This is a genomic window from Alcaligenes endophyticus, assembly GCF_026344035.1.
In the GTDB taxonomy this organism is placed as follows: domain Bacteria; phylum Pseudomonadota; class Gammaproteobacteria; order Burkholderiales; family Burkholderiaceae_B; genus Alcaligenes; species Alcaligenes endophyticus.
Genome location: NZ_JAPKND010000009.1, coordinates 1 through 17,203 on the forward strand (window position 1 = coordinate 1; position 17,203 = coordinate 17,203).

Here is a 17,203-nt window from a genome sequence, read left to right on the forward strand (position 1 = left end):
CCGCTTGGCCCCTTATTATCGTGTCGTGGCGCCCGATGTTGCTGGCCGCGGCCGTTCCGACTGGTTGGCAGATCCCGGGTCTTATACGGTGATTCAGTATGTTGCGGACATGCTGGTGTTACTAGCACGTTTGCAGCCTAGGCAACTCCATTGGGTAGGCACCTCCATGGGAGGGCTGATCGCCTTAGGCATGCGGGCAATATTACTAAACTCTGAGCGTACGCGCCCCATAAATGGAAGTGGGCTTCCGCCACAAGCCGCATTTTCTTTCGGTAAGTTGGTTTTAAATGATGTAGGCCCAAGTTTAAGCTTGGGAGGGGTTCAACGTATTGCACAGGTGCTTGTGCAAGAGCAAGAGTTCGAAACCTATCAGCAAGCGCTTGCTTATGTGCAGTCAAGCTCTGAACACTTAGGCTTGTTGGACGCTGAAAGCTGGGACGCGCTGACGCGTTATCAATATGTGGAGCATGATGGACGTTGGCGTCGTCACTTTGATAATCGTTTGACCCAGTCGTTTACACAACAGGCACAGAGCGATCTGGCTCAGGCTCAAGCTTTATTGTGGGAAGGCTATGAACGTTGGCCCGCACCAGTTCTGATTTTGCGCGGGGGGCGATCTGATGTGTTGAGTGCGCCGCAAGTGCAACAGATGCTAGGGCGTCATCCCGACGCCCAGGCCCACGAACTACCCGGTATAGGGCATGCTCCTAGCCTGCTCCGAGAGACTGAGCTAGCGTTAGTTGAGCAATTTTTGCTGGAGCGATCATGACGTATTTAAAAGTAGATTTACATTGCCACTCGACGCGCTCAGACGGTGTGTTGTTGCCTGAGCAGGTGGCGACTCGCGCCTATGAAAATGGTGTGCAAATGTGGGCACTCACCGATCATGATGAGCTAAGCGGTATACCCAGTGCGCGGTCTACGGCCGAAGACTTAGGCATGCGGTTTATTAATGGTGTGGAAATATCCACCACGTGGGCTGGGATCACGGTACATATTGTGGGCTTGAACTTTGATGCGGAACATCCCGCATTACGTGATAATCTTGACCAACTACGTACCGGTCGCTTAGCGCGTGCCCATCGTATTGCAGAGGCTTTAGCCGAGCAAGGGGTCGAGGGAGCCTACGAGGGGGCACTTAAGTTTGCCGCTAACCCCGCCATGTTAAGCCGTACTCACTTCGCGCGTTATCTGGTTCAGGCGGGCTATTGCGAGCACATACAGCAAGCGTTTAACCGCTGGCTCGCGGATGGTAAGCCAGCTAGCGTACCTATGCAGTGGGCTACCCTAGAGCAAGCCGTAAGCTGGATACGTGCAGCGGGTGGCGTGGCGGTGATCGCTCATCCGGGACGTTATAAATATACTGCGCTGCAATTCCAATCCTTATTCGAATATTTTAAAGAACTAGGCGGGGTAGGGATAGAAGTGCTGACCGGCAGCCATACGCTTGAAGACTACAAAACCTACGCTAAAGTAGCTAAGCATTATGGCTTTTTAGTGTCTTGTGGTTCCGACTTTCATGGCCCTAGCGAGGGTCAGATAGACCTAGGACACTTGCCTCCCTTACCCGAGGGCCTAACGCCCATTTGGAAAGATTGGTGGTAAAGGTAAAAAAAGAATGAGTAAAGCATTTGTTAAAGAAAATGATCATCAAGAGGATGATGATTTCCCCGAGATCCCCGCATTGCCTGCAGGTACGAAAAACTATATGACCGTGCAAGGCTATCGTAGTTTGCGCGCTGAATTAGTACACCTGCTCAACAAAGAGCGCCCCGATATGGTGCAGGTAGTCTCTTGGGCCGCTTCTAACGGCGATCGCTCTGAAAATGGGGATTACTTATACGGTAAAAAACGCTTGCGTGAAATTGATCGGCGTATCAGGTTCTTGACCAAGCGTTTAGAGCTGGCCGAGGTGGTTGACCCAGGCTTACAGCCCAATAAAGATCAAGTTTTTTTTGGTGCCACCGTGCTGTATAGCGATAAGGTCGGAGAGGAGTTCCGGGTCACGATCGTGGGGGTAGACGAAGCGGAGCCATTACAAGGAAAAATTAGTTGGGTTTCCCCGGTAGCACGCGCATTGATAAAGTCCCACGAGGGAGATACGGTTGTTTTGCGTACACCTGCCGGTATTGACGAGCTCGATGTGTTGGAAGTGAGCTACCCAGAACCCGCGCCGCCAGCAGATCCTGATGGTAGTAGTCCTATTTAAGTCACAATACGGCACCCTTGGGCCTGCTTACAGGTAAAATGCCGCTATTCCTATTTCTTTTACTTTAGCCTACAGTCAAACCGTGAGCCACATTCTGTATTATTCTGGGTCCTCCATTTTGTCCTCGTTCCGTCGCGAGCGCTTGCTCGAGCGTCTGGCACAGTTGCAACTCCCCGTCGCTGATATACGCGCTTTGCACGAATATTATGTTTGGACAGCAGAGGGTGGCCTGACCGATGAGGGTCAGCAGCAACTATCACAGTTACTCGACGATGGCATGCCCCGGGCTTCCATCCAAGAAGCCAAAGGCGATTTGGTGTTGCGCGTTGTCCCACGTTTGGGCACTATTTCTCCATGGGCAAGTAAGGCAACTGATATTGCGCAAAATTGCGGTTTAGCGGATGTGCGGCGCATTGAGCGTGGCGTACGTTATATTATTACGCCGCAACGTGGCTTATTGGGTGCTAAATCGTTTGAGCAAAGCCAACTGGGTCAAATCGCTGATATCTTCCATGATTGCATGACTGAAACCGTGGTCGATGCCGATTTTGATGGTCAGGCTTTGTTCGTCGAGTTGCCGGGTAAGCCTATGGCCGTGGTGGATACCATGGCAGGAGGGCGGGCAGCCCTAGAGCAAGCTAACGTCAATATGGGCTTGGCCTTGTCGGATGACGAAATCGATTACCTCTACGAGGCGTTTGATCGCTTGCAGCGCAATCCGCACGATGTAGAGTTAATGATGTTTGCTCAGGCCAATAGTGAGCATTGTCGTCATAAAATTTTTAATGCGCAGTGGGTGATCGACGGTCAGCCTCAAGGTAAAACCCTATTTGGCATGATTCGCGATACACATAACGCCCAACCCGAGCGTACTGTTGTTGCCTATGCCGATAACGCGGCGATTATGCAAGGTGGGCAGGCAACTCTCTTTCATGCTGGGCATAGTGATGCCGAAGATGGTCCTGTGTATCAGCGTCACTCGGCTATAGTGCATACACTGATGAAAGTGGAAACGCATAATCACCCTACGGCGATAGCTCCTTTCCCTGGCGCCTCTACGGGTGCCGGCGGAGAAATTCGCGACGAGGGCGCAACCGGTCGTGGTTCTAAACCTAAAGCTGGTTTAACAGGGTTTACCGTTTCTAATCTGCGTTTTGATCAATACCCCGAGCCGTGGGAAAACGACTCCCATGGTTCTCCTGATCGCATAGCAAGTCCATTAGACATCATGATTGAAGGCCCTCTAGGTGGCGCGGCATTTAATAACGAGTTTGGCCGCCCTAACTTATTGGGTTATTTTCGTACCTACGAGCAAACTGCTGGCGAACAACGCTGGGGTTATCACAAGCCCATCATGATTGCGGGTGGTTTGGGCTATATCGATGATCGCCTTACCCATAAAGATCCCTTGCCGGTAGGCGCCTTGCTGATTCAACTGGGTGGCCCCGGTATGCGCATTGGTATGGGGGGGGGCGCTGCTTCTAGTATGAGCGTCGGGGTAAACCGTGTAGAACTGGACTTTGACTCCGTCCAACGTGATAACCCTGAAATGGAGCGCCGCGCCCAAGAGGTGATCGACCGCTGCTGGCAACAAGGAGATAACAATCCGATCATTGCTATTCACGACGTGGGTGCAGGTGGTTTGTCAAACGCCTTTCCAGAGTTAGTGAACGATGCAGAGCGTGGTGCTATTTTTGAGTTGCAACGTGTGCCGCTGGAAGAATCGGGTCTGTCGCCCGCAGAGATCTGGTCCAATGAATCCCAAGAGCGTTATGTATTGGCTATCTTAGCCGAAGATCTACCACGCTTTCGCCGTATTGCCGAGCGCGAGCGTTGTCCCTTCGCGGTAGTAGGGGTGGCCACAGAAGAACGGCATTTACGTGTCACCTTTGGTGAAGGCTTGCCGGGCATTGATGCCCATTACGCACCTAAGCCTGTGGCTGAGCGGCCCGTTGATGTACCTATGGATGTCATTTTAGGTAAAGCACCGCGTATGGAGCGCGATGTACAGCGCTTGCCTGGCGTGCAAGAGCCCCTAGATTTAACGGTGATTAAGCTAGACGAAGCTATTCGTCGGGTTTTGCGTCATCCTACTGTGGCCAGTAAAAATTTCTTAATCACCATTGGTGATCGCTCCGTCGGTGGTCTATGTAGCCGTGACCAATTAGTGGGGCCATGGCAAGTGCCCGTGGCTGACTGCGCGGTCACCTTGGCTGACTTTGAGTCCGTGCGTGGGGAAGCCATGTCTATGGGCGAACGCACACCTAGCGCGGTGATTAATGCTGCTGCCTCAGGTCGTATGGCAATTACCGAAGCGCTGACCAATTTGGTGGCCAGCGATGTGCGAGACATGAAGGATGTCAAACTGTCGGCCAACTGGATGGCTGCGTGTGGCACCGATGGTCAAGATGCCGCCTTGTACGACACAGTGCAAGCGGTCAGCGTGTGGTGTCAGGAATTGGGTTTATCCATTCCGGTAGGTAAAGATTCTCTATCCATGCGTACAGGCTGGGACCACAAGGGCGAGGCGCGTAATGTGATTTCTCCCGTATCCCTGATCGTGACCGCTTTTGCTCAAGTGGGCGATGTGCGACGTACCCTGACTCCACAGTTGCGCACTGATCAAGGCGATACCGCCCTAATTTTGATTGATCTGGGCCTGGGGCAAAAACGCATGGGTGCTTCTGTGCTGGCACATGCCTTTAATCAGGTAGGGGAAACCGTACCTGATATGCAAGATGCCCAAAGCCTACTGGCTTTCTTTACTATCGTGCGCCAGTTGCAAGCGCAAGGCCTGTTATTGGCTTATCACGATAGGTCAGACGGTGGCTTGTTGGCCACTGTGGCTGAAATGGCCTTTGCTGGGCGCACAGGCGTGTCGATTAACCTCGATATGCTTACCGTGGATCCCTACACTGCCGACTGGGGCGATTATAAAATTCGACCAGAGCAGGTGTCCGTACAGCGTGACGAGGCCACCTTACAAGCCTTGTTTAACGAAGAGGCGGGTGCAGTGATTCAAGTGCCGTTAGCGCAACGCGATGTCGTCATGCAGAAACTGCGTGAAGTTGGGCTTTCCGCGAATTCTCACGTAATAGGCAGCCCTAATAAAACAGATTTAATCGAGTTGTATCGCGATGGAGCCTGTATTTACCAAGCGAGTCGCGTAGAGCTGGCCAAAGAGTGGAGCGAGGTCAGTCGTCGTATCATGACCTTACGTGATAACCCTGCTACTGCTCAGGCCGAGTTTGATCTCTGGGATGATGTGCAAGATCCCGGTATTTCTCCGTCGGTAGACTTTAATCCACAAGAGGATATTGCGGCACCGTTTATTGCTACAGGGGTTCGTCCGCGTGTCGCCATCTTGCGCGAGCAAGGGTGCAATAGTCAGGTGGAAATGGCCTGGGCATTTGATACGGCAGGTTTTGAGGCCGTAGACGTGCACATGACTGATCTATTAAGTGGTCGGGTCTCTTTAGAAACCATGCAAGGCTTGGTTGCTGTAGGCGGATTTAGCTACGGTGATGTTTTAGGTGCTGGTGAAGGTTGGGCAAAAACGATTCGCTTTAACAGTCTCCTAGCGGATCAGTTTGCGGCGTTCTTTGGTCGCGACAACAGCTTTGCCTTGGGTATTTGTAATGGTTGCCAAATGATGGCGGCCTTGGCTCCTATGATTCCAGGTGCCGATTACTGGCCGCGCTTCACTCGCAACGTCTCTGAAAAATACGAGGCACGTTTTTCGTCGGTGGAGATTGCTCAATCGCCTTCTATTTTCTTGCAGGGCATGGCTGGCTCCCGCCTGCCAGTCGCCGTTGCACACGGCGAGGGTTTTGCTAATTTCGCTCGTCAGGGGGATGCTAGCCAAGTGGCAGGAGCAGTGTATTTTGTTGACCACAACGGCCAACGTACAGAGCGCTATCCTTTGAACCCGAATGGCAGCCCCAATGGCCTTACTGGAGTTACCACCGCCGATGGCCGTTTTACAGTCATGATGCCGCACCCAGAGCGCGTTACACGTAATGTCATGATGTCTTGGGCTCCTGAAAAATGGCATGCTCAAGATCAAGGTCAGCAGCAAGAAAACGGCGGTTTTACACCATGGATGCGTATGTTCCGTAACGCTAGGGTCTGGATTGGTTAAAGACTTATGCGTATAATCCATTTTTGGACGGAGTATTAAAACATGCGTCTCATCAAGAAAGCCTTAACCTTCGACGATGTGTTGTTGGTTCCCGCTTATTCCGAGATCCTTCCTCGCGATACCTCGCTAGTCACACGTTTTACGCGTGATATCTCGCTAAATATCCCTCTGGTGTCCGCCGCCATGGACACCGTTACCGAAGCGCGTCTGGCGATTGCGATGGCGCAAGAGGGTGGGATAGGAATTATCCATAAGAACCTTAGTGCCGACGCTCAAGCGCGTGAAGTTTCACGCGTTAAGCGTCACGAGTTCGGTATCGTCATTGATCCTATTACCGTTACCCCCACCATGAAAGTGCGTGATGCAATTGCATTACAACGACAGCATGGTATTTCTGGTCTGCCCGTTGTCGAGGCCGGCAAATTGGTCGGTATTGTCACCAATCGTGACTTGCGCTTCGAAGAGCGCCTAGATGTCCCGCTGCGCGACATCATGACGCCTCAAGATCGCCTCGTCACCATGAGCGAGGGCGCGACGCTGGAAGAAGCACAGTCCCTCATGCATCAGCACCGTTTAGAGCGTGTTCTGATTGTGAATGATCAGTTCCAGTTGCGTGGCCTGGCGACGGTAAAGGATATCGTCAAAAACACGGAACACCCGCTGGCTTGTAAAGATGCTTTTGGCCAATTGCGCGTTGGCGCTGCTGTGGGTGTCGGTGATGGCACCGAGGAGCGAGTCGAAAAACTAGCCAATGCTGGTGTTGACGTGATTGTGGTGGATACGGCTCATGGTCACTCAAAAGGTGTTCTCGAACGTGTACGTTGGGTGAAGAAAAACTACCCCCGCATTCAAGTTATTGGTGGCAATATTGCTACGGCGGCGGCTGCGCGTGCTTTGGCTGACGCTGGGGCGGACGGCGTTAAGGTAGGTATAGGCCCAGGCTCTATTTGCACCACCCGTATCGTAGCCGGGGTGGGCGTGCCACAAATCTACGCCGTAGCCGATGTCGCCGAGGCATTGAAAGGCACAGGTATTCCATTAATTGCTGACGGTGGCATTCGTTTTTCAGGCGACGTGGCTAAAGCCTTAGCTGCTGGGGCTTCTGCCTGCATGATGGGTGGCATGTTCGCAGGCACAGAAGAAGCGCCTGGCGAAGTGGTCTTGTTCCAAGGTCGCTCATACAAGTCCTACCGTGGTATGGGTAGTTTGGGTGCCATGGTGGAAGGTTCTGCCGACCGTTACTTCCAAGAACCAGGCAGTAATGCCGAAAAACTGGTTCCTGAAGGTATTGAAGGCCGTGTTCCTTATAAAGGCAGTGTGTTAGCCATCATTTATCAATTAGTAGGTGGCATACGCGCTTCAATGGGTTACTGCGGTTGTGCCACCATAGACGAGCTACATGAAAAAGCGGAGTTCGTGGAAATTACGGCTGCCGGTGTACGTGAATCCCATGTACACGATGTGCAAATCACTAAAGAAGCGCCCAACTATCGCGCTGACTAAGTTCGTGTAGTGTAAAGTCAAACGGCGTATTGGGTTAAAAAGCCTCAGTTCACTTTGAATCTGAGGCTTTTTTATATCACTACGGCAGGATAGCCATAGCCGATAGTTAGTGTGCTGGGCGTAAGATGATTTCAGTAATTTCCGCCGGAACGCCTAAGCGCAAGGGAAAGCCGGCCCATAGGCCAGTGCCGGTGCTGACGTATAGCAGCATGCCCTCTACCTGGTACATACCAGCAATAAAGCCCCCATTCGCTTTTTCTACCACTTTGTGTAATCCTAGAATTTGCCCTCCGTGCGTGTGTCCGGATAGTTGTAGGTTTACGCCGGCGGCAGCATTGGTCGCGGCTTCGCTAGGGCGATGGCTCAGTGCAATAATCGGTATTCCGCTAGGCACGCCCTTTAGTGCCGCCTTGATATCGGGTGTCGCTTGGCTATGTTTAGACGATACGGTGTCGGTAATGCCCGCAAGCGCTAGGGTACCGTGTCCTTTACTAATAAGGCGATGTTCATTTAATAAGAGCTGTATACCGATTTGGCTAAAGTGCTGCAGCCAAGATTGATAGTTCGTATAGTATTCATGGTTACCAACCACTGCATACACGCCGTATTTGGCATGTAAGTGTGCTAGCGGAGCGATATCCGCTAAGCGGTCGGAAACCGTACCATCAGCAAGATCGCCGGTGATGACAATCATATCCGGAGACAGCGCATTGGTTTTATTGACCACCGCATCCATCCAGTCCGCTTGTAGTAAACGGCTTGCGTGCAGATCGGTAAGTTGTACCAAACGGAATCCGTCAAATTCCGAGGCTAAGCCAGGAATATGCACCTCAATCGTCTGAATGTCAGGAACTTTGACTGCTTGGCCTACAGCAATAGGCGAGAGCGTTAGGGCGATGATTCCGATAGCAAGTCTAGGTCCCCTGGCTTGTAAAAAATAGCGGCCGCTGCGTTGATGAATCAGCCAAGCGATTCCTCCCACACTGTCCAACACAAACAGTAGGCAGGCTGAAATGATAATAACGCCTAGCAAGCCCCCCAGTAGCATTAAGATCACTCCTGGCACCTCTGGTGAGGCTCGGCTACCCCAGAACAGAGCAAGCACCCGATGGTATTGGCTGACAGCGACAAGTAAGAAGCTGAGCAAGTAAACCCCGTACTTCGGTAAGCCCAAGCGCGCAACTAAACGCCAAGCTACATAAAGGGCTAATAATAAAGAAAGTAATTGAATCACAGTAACATCCGCAAGGTAGTCAGCGCGGAGCTGACTCAGGTTTCTGGGTGATTGTACACATTGGGGTAACTGACCCTAGGCCTGTTTTAGGGATAAAAGATGTAAGCAAGCACGTCGTATGCTGGTTTATCAGCAAGGTGAGAAACACTCTGCAAAATCTTGCAAGGCTTATACGCACACATGGCGCACTACATCGCTAGCATGAAATAGACTTTTTTGCGTTAATAAGGAGAAGTGTATGAAAACCGTGCCTACAGTACTCCGCGGCATTGTAATGAGTTCCTTTTTGGTAGCTAGCATGGGGTTAAGTTCAGCTTATGCTATGCAAGCACAAGATAAGCGCATGATCCAAAGTAACTATGATCAAGCCATTGAACGTTGCGATGCCTTAGACGGCTCCGATAAGGACGTCTGCAAGCAAGAAGCAAAAGCGCAGCGCGAGGGCGCCAAGGCGGATGCTAAACAAGCTAAGAAGGAAGCCGAAGCAAGAGAGGAGGCGACTGCTGACAAGCGTGAAGCCGATTACAAACTTGCTAAAGAAAAATGCGAAGCCTTGTCCGGAGATGCGGAAGATGCTTGCCTAGCAGACGCCAGAGCCCAGTACGCCCAATAAAAAGTGTGGCGTAACGCAGGAATCGGCGGTTTAATCGCTACTGAGTTCAATAAGCAGTTTGCTTAAGGCTTCAGGGGCACTAATCATGGCCATATGCCCACACGCCAATTCCTGCGTATCCCAGTTCTTTTGTTCGGCCGCCCATTGGCGTGAGGCATCGACACCTTTGAACGCCGGGGCGGTGCAAGAAATATAGGTGCAGGGTAAGTGATTGCCTATGTGAGAGTTTTGCAGATTAAGGGCCGACTCATAAACACTAAGAGGCTGTGGCGTCAGGCGGCCAGCCACAAACTCAATATCAGACTCGGCACTAAGGCCTAGAGCATGTGCTGGGGGGGCCGGCATAGCGGGTACGTTATATTGACTAGCTAATTGCCGCATTTTCTCTACGGTTGGAGCAGGTAAAGTGTCAAACGTACTAAGACCGTTCGGTAAAATAAACGCATCTAGGTAAATAAGTTGGCGCAATTGCTTGGGCAAGGCATCAGCGACCCCACTAATTACGAGACCAGCAAAGCTGTGACCCACTAATACCACGTTGCACAACTGCTCCCACCGTATAAGGTTGGCAACATCATCAATAAAAGTATCTAAGGTGATATCAGCGCTAAGTAGGTGGCTACGCTCACCTAGACCAGTTAGGGTAGGGGTGTAGACAGTGTGACCTTGAGCCCTTAGCAGAGCAGCTACTTGTTTCCAGCACCAGCCGCCGTGCCAAGCGCCGTGAACCAGTACAAACACTAGAGAATCCTGTGATTCTTGCTGTGCGCAATCAAATTGCATGCCCGCCAGCGTGCGGTGCTTAGTGCTGGTACTGTAGTGTTGGCTGGCGGTATCGATAGAAGACGTATCTTCAGGGTATTCTTTCTTCCGAGTAGACATAGTTAAAAGCTCCGAAATGATCCTCTCTACTTTACTGGTTGATGCGTGCTAACACCAGTGCAATGGGGTAAATAAGTCTAAGGGCGGTGAACTCAGCGCTAAGGTTTCCTAAGATGGTCGACACGGGGTAAAATGGTAGTCTTTATTCTTTACCCTATTTAGGCAAAACATCTCCATGCACCAGCGTATTTTGATCCTTGATTATGGCTCACAAGTCACCCAACTTATTGCCCGACGCGTGCGCGAGGCCGGTGTATATTGTGAGATCCATCCTGGCGATGTAAGCGAGCAGTTCCTGGCTGAGCAAACAGGCTTAAAAGGGATAATCTTATCCGGCAGCCATGCCTCGGCCTATGCGGAGGAATCGTTAAAAGTCCCTGCCGCGGTGTTTTCAGCAGGTGTGCCTGTGCTTGGTATTTGTTATGGCATGCAAGCCATGGCACTGCAGCTAGGTGGCAAGGTCGAGTTCTCCGATCAGCGCGAGTTTGGCTATGCCGAAGTGCGGGCCCATGGCCATACGCGTTTGTTAAATGATATTCAGGACTTCTCCACCCCTGAAGGCCATGGCATGCTGAAAGTCTGGATGAGCCATGGTGATAAGGTTACCGAGTTACCCGCTGGCTTTACATTGATGGCCTCGACCAGTTCTTGTCCTATCGCCGGTATGGCTGACGAAGAACGTGGTTTCTATGCCGTGCAATTTCATCCTGAAGTAACCCATACCTTGCAAGGGCAGGCCTTGCTGAATCGCTTTGTGCTCGATATTTGCGGTTGCGGTGGCGATTGGAATATGCCCGACTATATCGATGAAGCCGTAGCACGTATCCGCGAGCAAGTGGGCGACGACCACGTTATTCTTGGTCTGTCCGGTGGGGTTGACTCCTCTGTGGCCGCTGCACTGATTCATCGTGCCATCGGCGACCAGCTTACTTGCGTCTTTGTCGACCACGGCTTATTGCGTTTGAATGAAGCCGAACAAGTGATGAATACCTTTGCGAATAATTTAGGCGTTAAGGTTATTCATATTGATGCGTCCGATCAGTTTTTGGGTAAATTGCAAGGTGTTAGCGACCCCGAAGCAAAGCGTAAAATCATTGGTAAAGAATTCGTCGAAGTCTTCCAAGTAGAAGCCGGTAAACTGAAAGATGCGCGTTGGTTAGCTCAGGGCACTATTTACCCTGATGTAATCGAATCCGCGGCGTCTAAAACAGGTAAAGCGGTTGCGATTAAATCTCACCACAACGTAGGTGGTTTGCCAGAAACGCTGAATCTGCAATTGCTAGAGCCTTTACGTGAGTTATTCAAAGACGAAGTGCGCAAACTAGGTGTAGCGCTAGGCTTGCCACACGGTATGGTCTATCGACACCCCTTCCCAGGCCCAGGTCTAGGTGTACGTATTTTGGGCGAAGTCAAACGCGAATATGCCGACCTATTACGTCGCGCAGATGCCATCTTTATCGAAGAGTTGAACAACACCATAGACCCCGAAACCGGTAAGTCTTGGTACGACCTGACCTCCCAAGCTTTCACCGTATTCCTACCTGTTAAATCGGTAGGCGTCATGGGTGATGGTCGCACCTACGACTACGTCGTCGCCTTACGCGCTGTCCAAACCACCGACTTCATGACCGCCGACTGGGCCGAGCTTCCTTACTCCCTACTCAAACGCGTCTCCGGCCGCATCATCAACGAAGTCCGCGGCATCAACCGTGTTACCTACGACGTATCCAGCAAACCGCCTGCGACGATTGAGTGGGAATGATCCCGCGTCTGGCACGGTCAGGCATCTGAAGGCATAAAAAGCCGCTAAGCCCGCGTAATTGCGGGCTTTTTTGTATTTGTGTCTGGCACGATCTGGCAACTGGAGGAAGCGCCAAGCACCGTTTGAGCATGGCATTAAAGCTGGTACTATCCGTTGATGATGCCATGACTGATGCCGATACCATGCTGCATTTTTTTATGTGTTCATGGTATCGAATTTTTATAAGCTATTGTTTCGTATAGAGAAAACGATAAAAATTTGGCGATTTTCAGCATGGTATCGAGAATGAAGAGGGACACACTACATGCTGACCGATACCAAGCTGCGAAATCTCAAGCCCAGGGACAAACTCTACAAGGTGAATGACCGAGAAGGTCTCTATGTGGCCGTGACTCCAGCCGGCTCCATCTCGTTCCGTTACAACTACTCAATCAACGGACGGCAGGAGACCATCACCTTTGGTCGCTATGGCGTCGGTGGCATCACCCTGGCCGAAGCCCGAGAGCAGTTGGGTGACGCCAAGAAGATGATTGCGGCGGGCAAGTCGCCGGCCAAGGAGAAAGCCCGAGACAAGGCGCGGGTCAAAGATGCAGAGACGTTCGGTGCCTGGGCGGAAAAGTGGCTGCGTGGCTACCAGATGGCCGACTCCACCCGCGATATGCGCCGTTCGGTCTATGAGCGTGAGCTGAAGCCGAAATTCAGCAATCAGAAGCTGGTGGAGATCACTCACGAAGACTTGCGGGCGCTGACTGATGCCATTGTTGAGCGAGGCGCACCGGCAACCGCCGTTCATGTGCGTGAAATTGTGTTGCAGGTATTTCGCTGGGCCATAGAACGTGGGCAGAAGGTCGAAAACCCGGCAGAACTGGTGCGCCCAACAAGCATCGCTCGATTTGAGCCACGTGACCGAGCGTTGACGCCAGAAGAAATCGCGCTGATGTATCAGTACATGGAGCGAGTGGGCACAAGCCCAACAAACCGTGCGGCGGCCAAGCTGTTATTGCTGACCATGGTGCGCAAAAGCGAGTTGACCAATGCGACCTGGAGCGAGATCAATTTTAGCGAAGCGTTGTGGACGATTCCAAAGGAGCGGATGAAACGCCGTAACCCGCACCTGGTATTTCTGTCCCAGCAGGCTCTGGATATTTTCATTGCCCTGAAAACCTTTGCCGGTGGTTCCGACTTCGTTTTGCCATCACGGTACGACTCGGATGCGCCGATGAGCGCTGCCACACTTAACCAGGTGCTGACGCTGACGTACAAGGCGGCGCAGAAAGATGGGAAGTCACTTACCAAGTTCGGACCGCATGATTTGCGGCGCACAGCCAGCACGCTGTTGCATGAGGCCGGCTACAACACCGATTGGATTGAGAAGTGCCTGGCGCACGAGCAGAAGGGCGTGAGGGCGGTCTACAACAAGGCTGAGTACCGCGAGCAGCGTGCGGCGATGTTGCAGGATTGGGCCGATATGATTGATGAGTGGACTTCGGGAGGCAGTAAGGGTTGATGTTTTTGCTATCTTTGATAGCATTGAAGTTGATGCCATGAATTTATAAATAAGGCCGCCATTGGCATCGGCAGGTCAATTACCGATTAGCTGCTTCGCGCAGCTACTCGATGAATAGCAAATATTCATTTGAGAGGTATTGACCTATGCAAAATATCAAGACCCTCATCAACAGGAAGAAGCTCCTGGAGATGATTCCGCTTTCGACACGAACAATTTATAACCTGGAGCAGCGAGGGGATTTTCCACGCCGTATCGCGCTAACCAGTAGAAATGTCGCTTGGGATTTGTCAGAGGTCGAAGAGTGGATTGAGGCACGTAAATCATCGGGTGATCAAGCTGCGCGACCTGGCCCTATAGAGGGCTAGTTATATGGCTCTTGATCTTATGGCGGCTTTTACGGAATTGCCGCCACCCATTGATTATGTTCTGCCTAATATGGTTGCAGGCACTGTTGGTGCTCTTGTATCGCCTGGTGGGGCTGGTAAATCCATGTTGGCCCTTCAATTGGCTGCACAGATTGCAGGCGGGCCTGATTTACTTGAAATAGGCGAGTTTCCCACCGGGCAAGTGGTCTATCTGCCTGCTGAGGATCCACCGGCCGCTATTCACCATCGTCTGCACGCCCTTGGGGCACACTTCAGCGCAGCAGAACGGCAAGCCGTGGCTGATGGTTTGCTCATTGAACCCTTGATCGGTAAATGCCCCAACATCATGGCTGCTAGCTGGTTCGATGCTCTCAATCGAGCCGCTGAAGGCCGTCGCTTGATGATCTTGGACACTTTGCGGCGCTTCCACATTGAGGAGGAGAACGCTAGCGGGCCGATGGCGCAGGTTGTTGGGCACATGGAGGCCATAGCCGCTGATACAGGCTGCTCCATTGTGTTTCTGCACCACGCGAGTAAAAGTGCAGCCATGATGGGGTCGGGCGATCAACAGCAGGCCAGTCGTGGATCGTCCGTACTGGTTGATAACATCCGTTGGCAATCGTACCTATCCGGCATGACGCGAGGCGAGGCCGAGATACTGGGGGTCGATGATTGTCAGCGCGGATATTTTGTCCGCTTTGGCGTCAGCAAGGCCAACTATGGCGCACCTTTTCAAGAACTCTGGTTTAGACGGCACGACGGCGGCGTGTTGAAGCCTGCTGTATTGGAGCGGCAGTGCAAGGTGAAAAGGAGACAGCGTGAAGAAGCCTAAGCATGACCTGACACACGTCCGACATGATCCCGCGCACTGTTTGGCACCTGGCCTGTTCCGCAGCCTCAAGCGTGGCGATCGCAAGCGCTGCAAGCTGGACGTGACCTACACCTTTGGCGAGGACGAATTCATGCGCTTCGTAGGATTCGAACCTCTCGGGGCCGATGATATGCGTCTTTTGCAAGGCATTGTGGCTCTTGGCGGTCCGAACGGCATCTTGCTAACCCCGGAACCGACCAGTGAGACGGGGCGACAGCTACGGCTATTCCTTGAACCTCGTTTCGAAGCCATTGAGCAAGACGGCTTGGTGGTTCGTGAGAGCCTGACCAAACTACTCTCGGAAACGGGCATGACGGATAGCGGCGACAACATCAAGGCGCTCAAAGCCAGCCTGCTACGCATGTCGAACGTCACCATCCTTGTGACGAAGGGGCGGCGGCAAGCCGCGTTCCACCTGATGAGTCATGCTTTTGACGAAACGGACGGCAGGCTATGGGTTGCCCTGAATCCGCGCATTGCCGAAGCAATCCTGGGGCATCGTCCATATGCCCGTATCGACATGGCGGAAGTGCGGGTGCTACAGACTGATCCGGCACGGTTGATGCATCAACGGCTATGCGGCTGGATAGACCCCGGCAAATCCGGGCGCGTGGAACTGGACACGCTTTGCGGCTATGTCTGGCCAGATGAAGTCACCAATCTCAACACACTTAAAACACGCCGCCAGACCGCTCGTAAGGCTCTGGCCGAAGTTGCCGCCGTGGGTTGGATGGTAAACGAGTACGCCAAGGGAAAATGGGAAATCAAGAGACCTGGCCGCGCGGCAACAGCTCCTGTTTACCGTCGTAACACCACCCGCCTACCGTCGTAACGTCACCCTTTCACCGTCGTAACGCCACCCGTCTCGGTCTGTAAAATCCAGATGAGGTAAGGCTTTGCGGGGAGTTTGAGAAATCCATCCATGATTATCTAAAGATAATCCATCATGCGCGGTGCAGCTCGCGCCTTGAGGGCGCGTTCTGACCTTGCCAATAAAGCCCTGGCGGGCTTTATCAATCGGCCATAGGCCGATGTTTTAACGCCAAGAAGAGACGGCGGCTTCAGTGGCCGCTAAAACGCCTTGTGAGAGGGGAAAACAACCCGGAGTCCCTTACCCATGCGCTGAAGCAGAATCTGCGTCTAACGGCGCTGGAGGGCCGCTGTGTGCACTTATAGTTATCTGTACTGAAACCTTGGCTCGAAACGTGAAATGGCTAAGCAGCGCCCATTCGTTCGGTAAGAATAATAAGAAGATTATTATTCTTATTATTACCAAGCAGAAATGAGCCATGTGTGCTGGATGCGCATAATCAGCAACCTGCGTGAAGGTGTCAACATCCGGAGAGGTTGCCCCTCAAGTATCAATACGTCGCCTTAGTGGTATGACGGGAGGGGAGGCAAATTTCTTGTGTTCATTGACATTTGAGGGGCGGGTTATGCCTTTCTTTTTTGGCGTCCAACTCGCCCCATCGGGGCGAATGGTTTGTGTCGATTGATGGCATTTTAGGTTCCGATTTAAAGCCGATTGAACAGCGATTTTGAAGCGACTATGTCGATTGCAGGCCGATTTGGTGACGATTACGGTTATGTTGCCAAGAATCGGTGTTTGTTTGACGATAAAACGCTTTACGTTCGATATGCGCTAGATTTTCAATAGTGGGTGAAATGCGGGCAGGATGGGTGAAGTTAGCTAACCGGCAAGCCGGTTATCTATCTTCACTGTCCCTTATTCGCGCCGGGGGCACTCAACGGGAATCCTGCCCTGAGGGGCTGATTGGCTGCCGCCGGTTGCAGGATGAGGGTTGCAGGACTTGTTATTTTTGCTATCTTTGATAGCATTGTTTCTGGGTACACCAAAAGGGCATTGATATGGCAAATGTGCTTATCAGAAATTTGCCCGCCGAGGTGCACCGTGCGTTGAAAGTTCGAGCAGCGCTCAACGATAGGAGCACCGACGCGGAGATACGCGAAATACTGGCGGCGGCAGTACAGCCGCTGGAGCTTGAAGAGATTGGCCGGGAAGTAGGCTTGTCCGAAAGCGATAAAAAATAAAGTAGTTTTACGTTTTGTAAGTCCGGGCCTCAGCGCCAAGGGCGATACCGATCAGCTAGTG

Annotated in this window: 14 protein-coding genes; 12 read left to right on the forward strand and 2 right to left on the reverse strand. The window is 52.1% G+C overall.

Annotation, left to right across the window (positions count from 1 at the left end):
- From OSH01_RS13940 to guaB, 5 genes are all read left to right on the forward strand, one after another.
- The coding region (locus tag OSH01_RS13940; RefSeq protein WP_266124735.1) for an alpha/beta fold hydrolase at positions 1 to 769 on the forward strand (769 nt) is incomplete at its 5' end.
- Entirely contained in the window at positions 766 to 1,605 is an 840-nt protein-coding gene (locus OSH01_RS13945) for a PHP domain-containing protein (protein ID WP_266124736.1), read from the forward strand. The genes OSH01_RS13940 and OSH01_RS13945, both read left to right, overlap by 4 nt.
- Before the next feature lie 13 nt (positions 1,606 to 1,618).
- Positions 1,619 to 2,209 carry a transcription elongation factor GreB gene (greB, locus tag OSH01_RS13950; RefSeq protein WP_266124737.1) on the forward strand — a complete coding sequence of 197 codons (591 nt, stop codon included), beginning with the start codon at positions 1,619 to 1,621 and terminating at the stop codon, positions 2,207 to 2,209.
- An 82-nt stretch (positions 2,210 to 2,291) separates the two neighbouring features.
- Complete coding sequence (gene purL / locus OSH01_RS13955; RefSeq protein ID WP_266124738.1) at positions 2,292 to 6,350, forward strand: phosphoribosylformylglycinamidine synthase; 4,059 nt, start codon at positions 2,292 to 2,294, stop codon at positions 6,348 to 6,350.
- Positions 6,351 to 6,392: 42 nt separating this feature from the next.
- Entirely contained in the window at positions 6,393 to 7,853 is a 1,461-nt protein-coding gene (gene guaB, locus OSH01_RS13960) for an IMP dehydrogenase (protein WP_266124739.1), read from the forward strand.
- 106 nt (positions 7,854 to 7,959) lie between these two features.
- On the opposite strand, the gene OSH01_RS13965 is transcribed toward guaB, so the two are convergent.
- Complete coding sequence (locus OSH01_RS13965; RefSeq protein ID WP_266124740.1) at positions 7,960 to 9,087, reverse strand: metallophosphoesterase; 1,128 nt, start codon at positions 9,085 to 9,087, stop codon at positions 7,960 to 7,962.
- 238 nt (positions 9,088 to 9,325) lie between these two features.
- Between OSH01_RS13965 and OSH01_RS13970 the strand changes: the two genes are divergently transcribed.
- The gene (locus OSH01_RS13970; protein WP_266124741.1) at positions 9,326 to 9,700 is read left to right on the forward strand and encodes a hypothetical protein; all 375 of its coding nucleotides are present in this window, start codon (positions 9,326 to 9,328) and stop codon (positions 9,698 to 9,700) included.
- A gap of 30 nt (positions 9,701 to 9,730) precedes the next feature.
- Here the strand turns inward: OSH01_RS13970 and OSH01_RS13975 are convergent, their stop codons facing one another.
- The gene (locus tag OSH01_RS13975) at positions 9,731 to 10,582 is read right to left on the reverse strand and encodes an alpha/beta fold hydrolase (protein ID WP_266124742.1); all 852 of its coding nucleotides are present in this window, start codon (positions 10,580 to 10,582) and stop codon (positions 9,731 to 9,733) included.
- Positions 10,583 to 10,757: 175 nt separating this feature from the next.
- Here OSH01_RS13975 and guaA point away from each other — a divergent pair, with 175 nt between their 5' ends.
- The 6 genes from guaA (at position 10,758) to OSH01_RS14005 (ending at position 17,142) form a co-directional block, all read left to right on the forward strand.
- Complete coding sequence (gene guaA / locus OSH01_RS13980) at positions 10,758 to 12,344, forward strand: glutamine-hydrolyzing GMP synthase (protein WP_266124743.1); 1,587 nt, start codon at positions 10,758 to 10,760, stop codon at positions 12,342 to 12,344.
- Between the two features lie 304 nt (positions 12,345 to 12,648).
- Entirely contained in the window at positions 12,649 to 13,851 is a 1,203-nt protein-coding gene (locus tag OSH01_RS13985) for a tyrosine-type recombinase/integrase (protein WP_266124744.1), read from the forward strand.
- A gap of 146 nt (positions 13,852 to 13,997) precedes the next feature.
- Positions 13,998 to 14,219, forward strand: coding sequence for a helix-turn-helix transcriptional regulator (locus OSH01_RS13990; protein ID WP_001179606.1), 222 nt, complete (start codon positions 13,998 to 14,000; stop codon positions 14,217 to 14,219).
- 4 nt (positions 14,220 to 14,223) lie between these two features.
- Positions 14,224 to 15,051, forward strand: coding sequence for a helicase RepA family protein (locus OSH01_RS13995; RefSeq protein ID WP_266124745.1), 828 nt, complete (start codon positions 14,224 to 14,226; stop codon positions 15,049 to 15,051).
- Complete coding sequence (gene repC / locus OSH01_RS14000; protein ID WP_266124746.1) at positions 15,038 to 15,922, forward strand: replication protein C, IncQ-type; 885 nt, start codon at positions 15,038 to 15,040, stop codon at positions 15,920 to 15,922. The genes OSH01_RS13995 and repC overlap by 14 nt, the downstream gene beginning before the upstream one ends.
- 1,037 nt (positions 15,923 to 16,959) lie before the next feature.
- Positions 16,960 to 17,142, forward strand: coding sequence for a FitA-like ribbon-helix-helix domain-containing protein (locus OSH01_RS14005; RefSeq protein WP_266124747.1), 183 nt, complete (start codon positions 16,960 to 16,962; stop codon positions 17,140 to 17,142).
- Positions 17,143 to 17,203: the final 61 nt, after the last annotated feature.

What these genes read in the sequence shown, in the direction of transcription:
- OSH01_RS13945 (WP_266124736.1), top strand. Translation starts at nt 766, where the DNA reads ATGACGTATTTAAAAGTAGATTTACATTGCCACTCGACGCGCTCAGAC.
- greB (WP_266124737.1), top strand. Translation starts at nt 1,619, where the DNA reads ATGAGTAAAGCATTTGTTAAAGAAAATGATCATCAAGAGGATGATGAT.
- guaB (WP_266124739.1), top strand. Translation starts at nt 6,393, where the DNA reads ATGCGTCTCATCAAGAAAGCCTTAACCTTCGACGATGTGTTGTTGGTT.
- OSH01_RS13970 (WP_266124741.1), top strand. Translation starts at nt 9,326, where the DNA reads ATGAAAACCGTGCCTACAGTACTCCGCGGCATTGTAATGAGTTCCTTT.
- OSH01_RS13975 (WP_266124742.1), bottom strand. Translation starts at nt 10,582, where the DNA reads ATGTCTACTCGGAAGAAAGAATACCCTGAAGATACGTCTTCTATCGAT.
- guaA (WP_266124743.1), top strand. Translation starts at nt 10,758, where the DNA reads ATGCACCAGCGTATTTTGATCCTTGATTATGGCTCACAAGTCACCCAA.
- OSH01_RS13985 (WP_266124744.1), top strand. Translation starts at nt 12,649, where the DNA reads ATGCTGACCGATACCAAGCTGCGAAATCTCAAGCCCAGGGACAAACTC.
- OSH01_RS13990 (WP_001179606.1), top strand. Translation starts at nt 13,998, where the DNA reads ATGCAAAATATCAAGACCCTCATCAACAGGAAGAAGCTCCTGGAGATG.
- OSH01_RS13995 (WP_266124745.1), top strand. Translation starts at nt 14,224, where the DNA reads ATGGCTCTTGATCTTATGGCGGCTTTTACGGAATTGCCGCCACCCATT.
- OSH01_RS14005 (WP_266124747.1), top strand. Translation starts at nt 16,960, where the DNA reads ATGGCAAATGTGCTTATCAGAAATTTGCCCGCCGAGGTGCACCGTGCG.